Genomic DNA, 13,541 nt, shown 5'->3' on the forward strand with positions numbered 1-13,541 from the left:
GCATCGGCCTGGCCCTGATCGCCAGCGCCGGGGCGGTGGACATCCAGGCGCAACAGAGCGACATCCACCTCAGCGCCCAAAACGACCTGAAGATCATCTCGATCGAGGCCGAGGCACAAATGGCCGCCGGCACCACCCTGCACCTGGCCGTGGAGGGCGGCGCCAGCCTGACCCTGGAAGGCGGCAACATCACCTTCGCCTGCCCGGGCAGCATCAAGGTGTATGCCGGCAAACGCCAGTTCAGCGGCCCCAGCCGTTCCCAGCTTGGCTTGCCCCTGTTTCCACAATCGGTGTGTGTGGCGTGCCTGTTAAAAGCGGCGCGCAACGGCGCCCCCTATGCGCAGTTGCAGTAATGACCCCGGCCTTTGCTTATGACCCCGCGGCGGACGGCGCCGGCAGCGACCTGTTGAACTGGATGCAAGCGCAACCCCAAGCGCCCTATTGGGCGTTGGTGGATGTGGCGTTACTGGGCGCGGCACCCTTCAAGGCTGCGGCGCGCCGCCATCACTGGGCACCCGTCAATGCCCTGGCGAACACGCCCCTGCAAGCGTTCGGTGAGGTGGCCCCGCATCTGATTGCCCTGGGCGACACCCCTCAAGAACGCCAGGCACAAATCGCGCAATTACTGACACTCACCGCAGGCACACCCGCCCTCAGCTTCTTGCGCAGCGCCTACCCCGCACAAGCCCTGCAACTGCTATTCGGGTACTTGGCCAAGGCCCAGGTTCAGGGCCGGGCAAGGGCCGTGCATCTACGCTTTGCCGACAGCCGTATCCTGCCGGGCCTGCTGCAAACCCTTGCCCCCAGCCAACAACGGCGCGTAGCCGACATCGTTCAGGACTGGCGAGGCTGTGATCGATACGGCCACGTTCAGGGCTGGCTTGCCCTGCACGAGGCAGTACCAGCCGCACAGATAGACACCGCCCCCCACCTGCACCTGTGCCCGGAACAACTGGCTGCGCTGCTGACACAGGCAGAAGCCGACGCGGTGTTTTACCAATTAACGCAGCAGCATCCAGAACTGCTCCCCCAACAACAACGCGCAGCCTTCCATCAGCGCCTCGCTACTTGCCTCTCAACGGCCAGTGAAATGAACCTGTCCACCGAACAAGACCGCTGGCTGTTTGTGCTGCTGAGTTTGAACTACGGCAATGAGTTCTATCGCTGCCCAGCACTTGCCCCAACTTGGGATGTTATTGGCGAACAAGGCGCGAGTTTGCAAGAACAAACACAAGGGTGGAGCACTGAAACGTTGCAGGCATTGATGGACTTCAAGGCCTCGCCAACTGTGCCTGATGGGCCAACCCCCCTTTAATTGGAGGCCTGCAAATGAGCAGATTTGAATTTGGCGCGTACCGCCGGCTCCGACGGTACAGCGCATTAATAGTGGTCGCCTTACTGGTGGGTTGTAATGGGGAAGAACCGGACAAAGGCCCCGCATCCGCCAGTATCAGTGGTTACAACCACACCGAAGATTATATTCATCGATTCTTTATTGATGGGTCGTGGGGGGGGAACGTTTTTGCCTATAGCGGAGGGGGCGGTTTCGTATGCTGTATCAACTATCCTCGCGAATGGCGGCCTGGCCTCACAGCCACCGTCCGATGGAGTACTTCAAGTTCCATTCCGGATGGCCCTCCAGGAGTCACCTGGCATGAGCTGGTAGTGCCAATTGAGTATTACGATAAGTTGGGCTCCCGTTTAAATGTGCACTTTTTGCCAGGTCACACAGTCCGGCTGTTGATATGGAACGGCTCCGCCGACTCCAAGGGCTATCGCGGGCCGGCTGCTCCGATCAAACCTGCTGACTGGCCTTACTGACAATAATTACTTAGGAATTAACTCCATGAATGCGTTTCAAATTGGCAGGCAACATCTGCGTCAACTATTAAGTTTACTCGTGCTGGCCGTATTGCTTGTTGGCTGTAAGGCGGAAGAGCCGGATAAAGGCCCTGCGACTGCCAGTATCAGTGCCTATAACCACACCGCTGACTATATACATGAATTTTATGTAGATGGAGCGTGGGGGGGTAACTCGCGTGCTTATGGCGGTGGGGGAGGTTTTGTATGTTGCATTAGCTATTCTCGCGAATGGCGCCCTGACTTAACCGCTACTGTTCGGTGGAGCACCTCGGCCTCAAACCCCCAACCCTATACGGGCGAAACTTGGCACGAAAAAGTAGTGCCGATTGAGTATTACGATAAGTTGGGCTCCCGTTTAAATGTGCACTTTTTGCCAGATCACACAGTTCGGCTGTTGATATGGAACGGCTCAGCCGACTCCAAGGGCTATCCTGGGCCTGCGGCGCCGATAAAACCTGCTGATTGGCCAAAGACTCTTTATCTGGAGGATCTGAAATGACTGAGCTTCAAACCGGCAGGCAATACCTGCGTCAACTATTAAGTTTTCTAGTGCTGGCGGTATTGCTTGTTGGCTGTAAGGCGGAAGAGCCGGACAAAGGCCCCGCGTCTGCCAAGATCAGTGCCTATAACCACACCGCTGACTATATTCATGAGTTCTATATAGATGGTGCTTGGGGAGGGAACTCGCGTGCTTATGGCGGTGGGGGAGGTTTTGTGTGTTGCATTAGCTATCCTCGCGAATGGCGCCCTGACTTGACCGCTACTGTGCGGTGGAGTACTTCAGCTTCAAAGCCCAACCCCTATACGGGAACTACCTGGCACGAAAAAGTAGTGCCGATTGAGTATTACGACAAATTGGGCTCGTTGAATGTGCATTTCTTACCCAATAACCAAGTAAGGCTACTGATCTGGAACGGCTCGGCCGGCTCCAAGGGGTATAGAGGGCCAGATGCTCCGGAAAAACCCGCCGGCTGGCCAAAGACTCTTTATCTAGAGGATCTGAAATGACTGAATTTCAACCTGGTTGGTACAAGGTCCGACGCAAGCTGGATAACTCCCTGGACTGTCGCTATTTCGATACACCGCATACCTACAGCGCTTATTGCTGGCTAGAGCCCAATGGCAATCAACGGCTGTGGTGGGATGCCCGGCAGCACCCACCGGCCCGGGCCATGGCGTGGCAGCCACGTTTCCAACGGGTTGCCGACCCACTGTCGGTTGCCTCCTGGGATGCCTATGCCTGCACCCTGGGCAATTCGCAGATGGAGCCGCCGATTCCTATCTAAGCCAGTCGGCTGGTCAGCGTTGGTTATTAAAGAGGGTGAGGAATGAACCTATTTAAAATCTGCAGTTTTAAGGTTTTTGGTGCTGTGTTGCTATTTGTCGTACTAGTGGGTTGCAATGGTGAAGAGCAAGATAATGGGCCTGCTACAGCCAGTATCATTGGTTATAACAATACAGAGCATTATATACATCGTTTTTTTGTCGATGAGTCCTGGGGTGGGAATGTTCGTGCTTACAGCGGTGGAGGTGGGGTTGTTTGTTGCATAAGTTACCCCCGTGAATGGAGTTCGGATCTTGCTGCAGTTGTACGTTGGAGTACCTCAAGTTCTATTCCGGATGGCCCTCGCGGTGTTACCTGGCATGAAAAGATAGTGCCAATTGAAAGTTACGATCAATTAGGGAATTTAAATGTTCACTTTCTGCCTGGCAATCAGGTTCGTCTGATTATCTCGCCGGGGTCTCCCGGATTTCCTGGCTATCGCGGGCCGGACGCGCCCGTTAAGCCAATCGACTGGCCTTACTGAAAATTCTAAGGAGTACCTCTAATGACCGAATTTCAAACCGGTTGGTACAGGGTGGCGCGCAAACTGGATGACACTCTTGACTGTCGTTACTTCGATACCCCACAAACCTATAGTGCCCATTGCTGGTTGGAGCCCAACGGTAGATTGCGGTTGTGGTGGGATGCCCGCAAACACCCTCCGGTGCGGGCCATGATGTGGGAGCCACATTTTCAACGCCTCGCCGATCCGCCCTCGATCGCTAATTGGGACGCTTATGCCTGTACCTTGGGCAACTCGCAGATGGAACTACCGATTCCTATCGCTCGGTTGGGGCGTGAACGCACCCCCATGGAAGAAGTGACGCGAGGTATGAAGGCCGATTTCAGCGGAATGGACTGTGTGCAGGAAATCCATGTCGGGGTGTTTTTTGATGGCACCAATAACAACATGGAACGGGACAAGCCCCACAGTCATTCAAATATAGTTAGCTTGTACGATGCTCATATCAAGGATCAAGAAACCCATTTTGCCTACTATTTGCCCGGGGTAGGCACTCCCTTCAGGGAAGTGGGCGAGATGACTGAGTCCAGTACTGGCAAAAGTTTTGCCTCGGGTGGTGAAGCGCGAATTCATTGGGCCATGCTTCAGGTCTATAACGCTGTTCACCGAGTTTTTCACGGGGGCAATATGCTCGATGCACATGAGATGAAGATCCTGGTCACTAAAGTCCTCAGTACTCACTTTCGTCACGCCACCGAAGAGAAGGAACTACGACGCCTCTTTTACGGTATCAACAAACGGTTGATAAACGCCGTGCAATACGAGCGCCCGCGCGTTACCCAAATGCACCTGTCGGTATTCGGCTTCTCCCGTGGCGCCGCCGAGGCGCGGGTGTTTTGCAATTGGGTGCAAAGGTTCTGCGAAGGGGTGATTGGCGGAGCCAAGGTGAACCTGCGTTTTCTTGGCCTGTTCGACACCGTGGCTTCCGTGGGCCTGGCCGACTCTTCACCGGTGGGGCGCGGGTTTCTCCATTGGGCCCATAACAACCTGGCCATCGAGGGCGTCGAGAAAACCGTGCACTACGTGGCCGGCCATGAAATCCGCCGCTCGTTCCCGCTGTCCACCGTGCGCGATGGCGGCCGTTGGCCGGCCAATACCCGCGAGTTCGTCTACCCCGGCACCCACTCGGATATCGGCGGCGGCTATGGCCCTGGCGAGCAGGGCAAATCCCTGGGCGGGCGCAGCAGCCTGCTGTCGCAGATCACCTTGAATGATATGTACGAGGAAGCTCTCACCGCGGGTGTCAGGCTTATCCCTCGCCTGAAGATGGAAAATGAAACCAAAGACGACTTCGCCATCGACCCCGCCCTGCACGCCGCGTTCATGGCCTACACCGACTGGACGCTGCATGCCAACGAGCAACAGGAAAACCTCGCCGGTAGCCGCCGTGGCGTGGTGGAAAGCCGTATGCACACGCAGATGCAGCATTACTGGCGCTGGCGGGCGAGCAAGCGCACCGAGGCGCAGTTCAAGGCCTTGCACAGTTGGGCCAACGCCACTGCGCAAGACCAGCAGGACCTGTGGGAGTCGGAGCTGGATTGGCGCGCCGATGTGGCGCAGGCGCGCAAGGCCCATGAGCCCATCGTGGAGCAACGCTACCAGCACGGTATCGGTTTGACCCCGCGCACGCTGCCCGCGCGGCCCAGCCAGACGCAAAAGGATTTGCTGCGCATGGTCGATGCCACTGCCCCGATTCCGCCCTTGGTGGATGAGTTCTTCGACCGCTACGTGCACGACTCCCACGCCGGTTTCTGGCTGCTGGGGCCGTTGACCCAGTGGGACAAGTCGGTGTTCGTCAATGAAATCCGCAACAAGAAAGACGCCTTCGACCAGTGGACGGCGCTGTCGCGCAGCCGCTTGCTCCACGCCCACCACTACACCCGCGTCGCCAGCCAGTACGCCCTCAACCGCTTCGAGCAGCGGGTGTACGACGCCAACAGCCCGAAAGCGGTGCCGGGTGCCGCGCCGGTGATACCGCTGATGACCGACGCCGATGCCGCCGACCTGCGCGAGAACATGGGGTTTGCCGGTTTGGTGGTGGAGTACGCCATGGGCAGCGGCACCCGCCGCGAGGCCAATGGCGCGGGGCAGTACCGGCGGGTGTTTGACGAGGACCATGAGGCCTTGGCGCTGATCGATGTTGCCGCGCAGCACCTGGAGGCGCTGGGCGGCGGCATCCAGGAACGCGCCAGCCAAGTGGCCGAGGGCGTTGGCGAACTCAAGGAGCGCGCCGTCGACAGCGTGACGGACCTGCCGGCCAAAGCCGCCGAGGCGGCACGCAAGCATGCCATGGACGCGCTGATAAACCGCTTGCCGGGTGGCGTGCCGCCGTTGCGTTGATTTTTCTGCTGGGTTGTTGCCACGGGGGGAAGTACCACGACTGATTTGGAGTGGCTTAACCAGTTCCAAAAGTTAGCGCGGTCCAGACGCCCCCGGGAAAACCTGCTGCTTGGCCTTACTGACAAAAATCACTTAGGGATTAATTCCATGAATGCGTTTCAAGTTGGCAGGCAACACTTGCGTCAACTATTAAGTTTGCTAGTACTGGCCGTATTGCTTGTTGGCTGTAAGGCGGAGGAGCCGGATAAAGGCTCAGCTACCGCGCAAATCAGTGCCTATAACCACACAGAAGACTTTATCTACCAGTTTTATATAGATGGTGCTGGAGGGGCGAGCGTACGAGCCTATGAGGGCGGGGGAGGTTTTATTTGCTGTATCGGCTATCCGCGTGAATGGCGCCCTGACCTTAAAGCCACGGTGCGTTGGACCACCTCAGCGTCAAACCCCAAACCCTATACGGGTGAAACCTGGCACGAAAAAGTAGTGCCCATCGAGCAATACAAGGAACTCGGAACAACGTTAAATGTGCATTTTTTAGAACAGGGAAACGTAAGGTTGATTATCAGCAGTATGGGCTCTGGCCACCCGGAGTATCCGGGCCCACTGCCTCCAGTTAAACCCGCTGAGTGGCCAAAGACTCTTTATCTGGAGGATCTGAAATGACTGAGCTTCAAACCGGCAGGCAATACCTGCGTCAACTATTAAGTTTTCTAGTACTGGCGATATTGCTTGTTGGCTGTAAGGCGGAAGAGCCGGACAAAGGCCCCGCGTCCGCCAGGATCAGTGGTTACAACCACACCGAAGATTATATTCATCGATTCTTTATTGATGGGTCGTGGGGGGGGAACGTTTTTGCCTATAGCGGAGGAGGAAAGTTTGTATGCTGTATCAACTATCCTCGCGAATGGCGGCCTGGCCTCACAGCCACCGTCCGTTGGAGTACTTCAAGTTCCATTCCGGATGGCCCTCCCGGAGTCACCTGGCATGAGCTGGTAGTGCCAATTGAGTATTACGATAAGTTGGGCTCCCGCTTAAATGTGCATTTTTTGCCAGATCACACAGTCCGGCTGTTGATATGGAACGGCTCAGCCGACTCCAAGGGCTATCGCGGGCCGGTTGCTCCGATCAAACCTGCTGACTGGCCTTACTGACAATAATTACTTAGGAGTTCGTCCATGAACGAGTTTCAGCCCGGTTGGTACAAAGTACGGCGCAAGTTGGACGCAATTATCGACTACCGCTATTTCGACACCCCTCAAAGTTACACCGCTCAATGCTGGTTGCAGGCCAATGGCAATCAACGGCTGTGGTGGGATGCCCGGCAGCACCCACCGGCCCGTGCCATGGCGTGGCAGCCACGTTTCCAACGGGTAGCCGACCCACTGTCGGTTGCCTCCTGGGATGCCTATGCCTGCACCCTGGGCAATTCGCAGATGGAGCCGCCGATTCCTATCGCTCGTTTGGGGCGCGAACGAACCCCCATGGAAGAAGTAACGCGAGGGATGAAGGCCGATTTCAGCGGAATGGACTGTGTGCAGGAAATCCATGTAGGGGTGTTTTTTGATGGCACCAATAACAATATGGAGCGCGACAAACCCCACAGCCACTCCAATATCGTCAGCCTGTACGATAGCCACCTCAATGATAAGAAAAACCACTTCGCTTATTACCTACCTGGTGTTGGTACACCCTTTAAAGAAATTGGCGAGATGGAAGAGTCTTCTTCCGGTAAGAGTTTTGCCTCGGGCGGGGAAGCAAGAATTCATTGGGCAATGCTTGAACTCTACAACGCTGTTAGTGCTTCCCTGACTAACTACGACCTTATGACAAAAGACGAAATGAAAACCCTGGTTACCCAGGACCTCAGCACTCACTTTCGTCACGCCACCGAAGAGAAGGAACTACGACGCCTCTTTTACGGTATCAACAGACGGTTGATAAACGCCGTGCAATACGAGCGACCGCGCATTACCCAAATGCACCTGTCGGTATTCGGCTTCTCCCGTGGCGCCGCCGAGGCGCGGGTGTTTTGCAATTGGGTGCAAAGGTTCTGCGAAGGGGTGATTGGCGGAGCCAAGGTGAACCTGCGTTTTCTTGGCCTGTTCGACACCGTGGCTTCCGTGGGCCTGGCGGACTCTTCACCGGTGGGGCGCGGGTTTCTCCATTGGGCCCATAACAACCTGGCCATCGAGGGTGTCGAGAAAGCCGTGCACTACGTGGCCGGCCATGAAATCCGCCGCTCGTTCCCGCTGTCCACCGTGCGCGATGGCGGCCGTTGGCCGGCCAATACCCGTGAGTTTGTCTACCCCGGCACCCACTCGGATATCGGCGGCGGCTATGGCCCTGGCGAGCAGGGCAAATCCCTGGGCGGGCGCAGCAGCTTGCTGTCGCAGATCACCTTGAATGATATGTATGAGGAAGCCTTTACCGCGGGTGTTCGATTTATTCATCGCCAGAAGATGGCAAACGAAATCAAACGAGACTTCGCCATCGACCCCGCCCTGCACGCCGCGTTCATGGCCTACACCGACTGGACGCTGCATGCCAACGAGCAACAGGAAAACCTCGCTGGCAGCCGCCGTGGCGTGGTGGAAAGCCGTATGCACACACAGATGCAGCATTACTGGCGCTGGCGGGCGAGCAAGCGCACCGAGGCGCAGTTCAAGGCCTTGCACAGTTGGGCCAACGCCACTGCGCAAGACCAGCAGGACCTGTGGGAGTCGGAGCTGGATTGGCGCGCCGATGTGGCGCAGGCGCGCAAGGCCCATGAGCCCATCGTGGAGCAGCGCTACCAGCACGGTATCGGTTTGACCTCGCGCACGCTGCCCGTGCGGCCCAGCCATACGCAAAAGGATTTGCTGCGCATGGTCGACGCCACTGCCCCGATTCCGCCCTTGGTGGATGAGTTCTTCGACCGCTACGTGCACGACTCCCACGCCGGTTTCTGGCTGCTGGGGCCGTTGACCCAGTGGGACAAGTCGGTGTTCGTCAATGAAATCCGCAACAAGAAAGACGCCTTCGACCAGTGGACGGCGCTGTCGCGCAGCCGCTTGCTCCACGCCCACCACTACACCCGCGTCGCCAGCCAGTACGCCCTCAACCGCTTCGAGCAGCGGGTGTACGACGCCAACAGCCCGAAAGCGGTGCCGGGTGCCGCGCCGGTGATACCGCTGATGACCGACGCCGATGCCGCCGACCTGCGCGAGAACATGGGGTTTGCCGGTTTGGTGGTGGAGTACGCCATGGGCAGCGGCACCCGCCGCGAGGCCAATGGCGCGGGGCAGTACCGGCGGGTGTTCGACGAAGACCATGAGGCCTTGGCGCTGATCGATGTTGCCGCGCAGCACCTGGAGGCGCTGGGCGGCGGCATCCAGGAGCGCGCCAGCCAAGTGGCCGAGGGCGTTGGCGAGCTCAAGGAGCGCGCTGTCGATAGCGTGACGGACCTGCCGGCCAAAGCCGCCGAGGCGGCACGCAAGCGTGCCATGGACGCGCTGATAAACCGCTTGCCGGGTGGCGTGCCGCCGTTGCGTTGAGGTTGCTGTGTGGTGGTGAACAGGGCGCGGGTTGGGTGCAGTTAACGTAGACTCGTGCCCCTTCTGTGTTGCCCATTCGAGATGTGTTCATGCAAAGCCCGGCTTCTTCGCGCCCGCTCTGGCGGATCTATCTGCTGTTCCTTGCGCCCATGGTGTTGTCCAACTTCCTGCAGTCGATGTCGGGCACGGTCAACAGCATTTACATCGGGCAGATGCTGGGCACTCAGGCGCTGGCGGCGGTGTCGGGCATGTTCCCCATCGTGTTTTTCTTTATCGCCCTGGTCATTGGCCTGGGGGCGGGGGCCGGGGTGTTGATCGGCCAGGCGTGGGGCGCGCGGGAGGTGCATAAGGTCAAGGCCATTGCCGGCACCACCTTGCTGCTGGGGGCGATGATCGGCCTGGTGGCGGCGGTGGCGGGCAGTGTGTTTGCGCGCCAGGCGTTGCAGGGCCTGGGCACGCCGGCGGATGTGCTGGATGAGGCGGTGGCTTATGCCCAGGTGATGATGTGGATCATGCCGCCGCTGCTGGTGTTCGTGCTGTTCACCCAGTTGCTGCGCGGTGTGAGCGATACCGTTTCGCCGCTGTTGGCGTTGTTGGTATCGACCTGTGTGGGCCTGTTGCTGACGCCGGTGTTGATCCGCGGTTGGCTGGGTTTGCCGCCAATGGGCATCCAGAGCGCGGCGCTGGCCGGGTTGGCCGGCAACCTGGCGGCCATGGCCCTGTTGGCGTGGCGCCTGAACCGCAAACCCCACCCGCTGGCCCCGGACCGCGAGCTGTTGGCGGCCCTGCGCCTGGACCGCGAGATTCTCGGCAAAGTGCTGCGCATCGGCCTGCCCACGGGGTTGCAGATGGTGGTGATTTCCCTGTCGGAGCTGGTGATCCTGGCACTGGTCAACCAGCACGGCTCCCAGGCCACGGCGGCCTATGGCGCGGTGACGCAGATCGTCAACTACGTGCAATTCCCCGCGCTGTCGATTGCTATCACGGCGTCGATCCTCGGCGCCCAGGCCATCGGCGCCGGGCGCCTGGAGCGCTTGGGGCCGATTTTGCGCACGGGGTTGTTCATCAACGTGTGGCTGACCGGAAGCCTGGTGCTGCTGGGCTATGGGCTGTCCCACTGGCTGCTGGGGCTGTTCATCACCGAACCGGCGACCCAGGCCCAGGCCCAGCACCTGCTGCACATCATGCTGTGGAGCATGCTGGTGTTCGGCTTCCAGTCGGTGATCGGCGGCATCATGCGCGCCAGCGGCACGGTGCTGATGCCGGTGGCCATTTCGGTGTTCTGTATTGTCGGCGTCGAGTTGCCAGTGGCGTACCTGCTCGACGCCCATTTCGGCCTGCAAGGGGTGTGGATGGCGTTCCCGGTGGCGTACCTGAGCATGCTGGTGTTGCAGACGACTTACTACAAACGGGTTTGGCGGCACCAGAAGGTGGAGCGCTTGGTGTAGGCAGAGCCAGATATCGTTCACGGCGGTGCGTTCGCCCAGCGCATCGCCGGTGTTCAACACGCCACGCCACGCCGCTGCTGGGGTAGCATGCGCGCCTCCAATCCACACCCCCGGTTTGCAAGGAACCTGGCACATGCCGCCACGCCCCCCACTGTCCCTTTCCCTCGCGCTGCCTCCGTTCACCCTGCACCGCCATTGGCCGGCGCTGGGCTTGAGCGCGGCGCTGGGCTGCGTGCCCCTGGCCCACGGCCAGGACGCCCTTGAACTGCAAGCCGTGCAGGTCAGTGGCGCCGAGCTCGACGAACTGGACGCGGCCCGCGCGGCGTTGCGCAGTGTGCCCGGGGGTAGCAACCTGGTGGACCTCAAGGAAGCGGGGGCAGGGCGCCTGGCCAACAACGAAGACCTGTTCAAGTACCAGGCTGGGGTGTACGCCAAGGCAGCCAACAACGAGGGGGCGAAAATCTCCATTCGCGGCTCCGGCATCAACCGTGGCCCGGGCGCCCACGCCTCGGGGCTCTATGAGATGTTCGATGGCTTGCCGGTGACCGGCCCCGGCGGCACGCCCTACGAGCTAATGGAGCCGCTGTGGCTGAGCCGGGTCGAGGTGCTGCGCGGCGCCAACGGTTTCGAGCGCGGCGCGTTGGCGCTGGGCGGCGCGGTCAACTACGTCACCCGCACCGGCTACGACGCGGCCAAGTTGCAACTGCGCTATGAAACCGGCAGCCATGGTTACCGCAAACGCCAGATCAGCTCCGGCCAGGTGCTGGGGGATTTGGACTATTACCTGAGCCTGACCGACTCGGGCTACGACGGTTACCAGGCCCACAGTGCCGGCAGCAGCCAGGGCGTGGCGGCCAACGTTGGCTACCGTTTGAACCCGGACCTGGAAACCCGTTTCTACGTGCGTTACCGGGAAACCGAAAACGACACCCCGGGCAAGCTGACCCGCCAGCAGATCGAACACGACCCGCGCGCCGCCAATGCCCTCAACCTCACCCGGCATTCCGAGCGGCCGCAACCGGGCAGTACCTGGATCGCCAACAAAACCACCTTGCAGATCGATGACGACTCCCGTGTCGAGGCGGGGCTGGTCTACCACGACTACCCCATGGACCTGCGCGAAGGCGCCAACCGCTTGAAGGTGGCGTACACCGACATCAGCGGCACCCTCAACTACCTGCGCCGCGACACCCTGTGGGGCCACGAGAGCAAGACCACCCTGGGCCTGCGCACCACCCAGGCGCTGCCTAATACCGGCGTGTCGGAGTTCGTGCGCTTGAGCACCGCCGCGTACCCGCTGGGCACCCGCACGCGCAACTACAGCTACCTGGGCTCGGACAGCGTGCTGCACGCCAGCCATGAGCTGGAACTGCTGCCCGACCTGTGGCTGACCACCGGGCTGGCGGCGATCTACACCCGGCGCGAAACCGAAGTCACCTACCCCCAGACCCACGACCGGTTGAGCCTGCACACCTGGGACTACGCGCCGCGCCTGGGGCTGCGCTACGCCTACAGCGCGGACCTTGAAGTGTTCGCCAACCTCAGCCGCTCCGTGGAGCCGCCGCACCCCTGGGCGAGTTTGTGGGGGGCGAACAAGTTCTTCCCTGCCAGCAGCGGCCCGGCGAGCGGCCTGCACAGCGGCGGGGTAAAACTGGACAACCAGAGTGCCACCACCCTGGAGCTGGGCGGGCGCGGTGACGCCTGGTTCGGCCACTGGGACCTGGCCTGGTATTACGCCCAGGTGCGCAATGAACTGCTGAGCGTGGAAACCCAGGCTGCCGTGGGCAATCTGTCAGCGATCATCGCCGAAGCCAACGCCAGCCCCACCGTGCACCAGGGCCTGGAACTGAGCCTCGACAGCCCGCTGTGGGAGGGCGGCCGTGCGGGCCGGGTGGCGCTGCGCCAGGCCTACACCTACAGCGATTTCCACTACGAGGACGACGAGCGTTTCGGCGACAACGCCCTGGCCGGGATTCCCAAGCGCTACTACCAGGCCCAGGTGCGCTACAGCCACCCCAGTGGCCTGTACACCGGGTTCAACGCCGAACGGGTGTCGAAAATCGCGGTCGACTATGCCAACTCCTTCTACGCCGCGCCCTACACCCTGTTCGGCGCCACCCTGGGCTACGACGCCCCCGGCGGCGCCTGGCAAACCTGGCTCGACCTGCGCAACCTGGCCAACAAACGCTACGCCAGCACCGTCACGCCGGGCTACGACGACCATGGCAAAGATGCGGCCCGTTCCACTCCCGGCGATGGTTTTGGGGTGTATGCCGGGGTGTCGTGGAGCCTCAACTGACGCGGGGCTGCACCCCCCAATCCCCTGTGGGAGCAACTGTTTTACCCCTACCATTCGTCACCGCCGTGCAGTGCCGCCATCGCGAGCAGGCTCGCTCCCACAGAGGAAAAACCAGCCTCACCCACGCAACAGTTCAACTGTGTGGGCTTGCCCGCGAGGGCCGGGGTCTGAGCCGTGCCGCTCTGTTCGCCAGCATGCCCACAGGGCGATG

13 protein-coding genes are annotated in these 13,541 nt (G+C 60.2%); all 13 read left to right on the forward strand.

Going from position 1 to position 13,541, the window contains the following annotated elements; genetic code table 11:
• A partial coding sequence (locus CKW13_RS23185) for a DUF2345 domain-containing protein (RefSeq protein WP_218192071.1) occupies window positions 1-353 on the forward strand: 353 nt, incomplete at its 5' end.
• Complete coding sequence (locus tag CKW13_RS23190) at window positions 353-1,315, forward strand: DUF4123 domain-containing protein (protein WP_095111097.1); 963 nt, start codon at window positions 353-355, stop codon at window positions 1,313-1,315. The genes CKW13_RS23185 and CKW13_RS23190, both read left to right, overlap by 1 nt.
• 14 nt (window positions 1,316-1,329) lie before the next feature.
• The gene (locus tag CKW13_RS23195; RefSeq protein ID WP_095111098.1) at window positions 1,330-1,821 is read left to right on the forward strand and encodes a DUF3304 domain-containing protein; all 492 of its coding nucleotides are present in this window, start codon (window positions 1,330-1,332) and stop codon (window positions 1,819-1,821) included.
• Between the two features lie 25 nt (window positions 1,822-1,846).
• Window positions 1,847-2,362, forward strand: coding sequence for a DUF3304 domain-containing protein (locus CKW13_RS23200; protein WP_095111099.1), 516 nt, complete (start codon window positions 1,847-1,849; stop codon window positions 2,360-2,362).
• A complete protein-coding gene (locus tag CKW13_RS23205) occupies window positions 2,359-2,871 on the forward strand; it encodes a DUF3304 domain-containing protein (RefSeq protein ID WP_095111100.1) in 513 nt (170 codons plus the stop codon). Before CKW13_RS23200 ends, CKW13_RS23205 begins: the two co-directional genes overlap by 4 nt.
• Window positions 2,868-3,149: a hypothetical protein gene (locus tag CKW13_RS23210; protein WP_095111101.1), complete on the forward strand. Its 282-nt coding sequence runs from the start codon at window positions 2,868-2,870 to the stop codon at window positions 3,147-3,149. The genes CKW13_RS23205 and CKW13_RS23210 overlap by 4 nt, the downstream gene beginning before the upstream one ends.
• Window positions 3,150-3,191: 42 nt before the next feature.
• On the forward strand, window positions 3,192-3,671 hold the full coding sequence (locus CKW13_RS23215; protein ID WP_095111102.1) for a DUF3304 domain-containing protein: 480 nt from the start codon (window positions 3,192-3,194) through the stop codon (window positions 3,669-3,671).
• A gap of 369 nt (window positions 3,672-4,040) precedes the next feature.
• Complete coding sequence (locus tag CKW13_RS23220; protein ID WP_256576662.1) at window positions 4,041-6,050, forward strand: DUF2235 domain-containing protein; 2,010 nt, start codon at window positions 4,041-4,043, stop codon at window positions 6,048-6,050.
• A gap of 147 nt (window positions 6,051-6,197) precedes the next feature.
• On the forward strand, window positions 6,198-6,713 hold the full coding sequence (locus CKW13_RS23225; RefSeq protein WP_095111104.1) for a DUF3304 domain-containing protein: 516 nt from the start codon (window positions 6,198-6,200) through the stop codon (window positions 6,711-6,713).
• Window positions 6,710-7,201, forward strand: coding sequence for a DUF3304 domain-containing protein (locus tag CKW13_RS23230; protein ID WP_095111105.1), 492 nt, complete (start codon window positions 6,710-6,712; stop codon window positions 7,199-7,201). Before CKW13_RS23225 ends, CKW13_RS23230 begins: the two co-directional genes overlap by 4 nt.
• 24 nt (window positions 7,202-7,225) lie before the next feature.
• A complete protein-coding gene (locus tag CKW13_RS23235; RefSeq protein ID WP_095111106.1) occupies window positions 7,226-9,583 on the forward strand; it encodes a DUF2235 domain-containing protein in 2,358 nt (785 codons plus the stop codon).
• An 89-nt stretch (window positions 9,584-9,672) separates the two neighbouring features.
• Complete coding sequence (locus tag CKW13_RS23240; RefSeq protein WP_095111107.1) at window positions 9,673-11,031, forward strand: MATE family efflux transporter; 1,359 nt, start codon at window positions 9,673-9,675, stop codon at window positions 11,029-11,031.
• A gap of 133 nt (window positions 11,032-11,164) precedes the next feature.
• Window positions 11,165-13,330 (forward strand): TonB-dependent receptor domain-containing protein, encoded by a 2,166-nt coding sequence (locus CKW13_RS23245; RefSeq protein ID WP_095111108.1) that lies wholly within the window; start codon window positions 11,165-11,167, stop codon window positions 13,328-13,330.
• Window positions 13,331-13,541 lie beyond the last annotated feature (211 nt).

The organism is Pseudomonas sp. Irchel 3E20 (assembly GCF_900187645.1).
Taxonomy (GTDB): Bacteria; Pseudomonadota; Gammaproteobacteria; order Pseudomonadales; family Pseudomonadaceae; genus Aquipseudomonas.

Bases quoted from the DNA above. Each gene is read 5' to 3' on its own strand.
- CKW13_RS23220 (WP_256576662.1), top strand. From the start codon at position 4,041: ATGGACTGTGTGCAGGAAATCCATGTCGGGGTGTTTTTTGATGGCACC.
- CKW13_RS23200 (WP_095111099.1), top strand. From the start codon at position 1,847: ATGAATGCGTTTCAAATTGGCAGGCAACATCTGCGTCAACTATTAAGT.
- CKW13_RS23195 (WP_095111098.1), top strand. From the start codon at position 1,330: ATGAGCAGATTTGAATTTGGCGCGTACCGCCGGCTCCGACGGTACAGC.
- CKW13_RS23225 (WP_095111104.1), top strand. From the start codon at position 6,198: ATGAATGCGTTTCAAGTTGGCAGGCAACACTTGCGTCAACTATTAAGT.
- CKW13_RS23205 (WP_095111100.1), top strand. From the start codon at position 2,359: ATGACTGAGCTTCAAACCGGCAGGCAATACCTGCGTCAACTATTAAGT.
- CKW13_RS23210 (WP_095111101.1), top strand. From the start codon at position 2,868: ATGACTGAATTTCAACCTGGTTGGTACAAGGTCCGACGCAAGCTGGAT.
- CKW13_RS23240 (WP_095111107.1), top strand. From the start codon at position 9,673: ATGCAAAGCCCGGCTTCTTCGCGCCCGCTCTGGCGGATCTATCTGCTG.
- CKW13_RS23190 (WP_095111097.1), top strand. From the start codon at position 353: ATGACCCCGGCCTTTGCTTATGACCCCGCGGCGGACGGCGCCGGCAGC.
- CKW13_RS23235 (WP_095111106.1), top strand. From the start codon at position 7,226: ATGAACGAGTTTCAGCCCGGTTGGTACAAAGTACGGCGCAAGTTGGAC.
- CKW13_RS23215 (WP_095111102.1), top strand. From the start codon at position 3,192: ATGAACCTATTTAAAATCTGCAGTTTTAAGGTTTTTGGTGCTGTGTTG.
- CKW13_RS23245 (WP_095111108.1), top strand. From the start codon at position 11,165: ATGCCGCCACGCCCCCCACTGTCCCTTTCCCTCGCGCTGCCTCCGTTC.
- CKW13_RS23230 (WP_095111105.1), top strand. From the start codon at position 6,710: ATGACTGAGCTTCAAACCGGCAGGCAATACCTGCGTCAACTATTAAGT.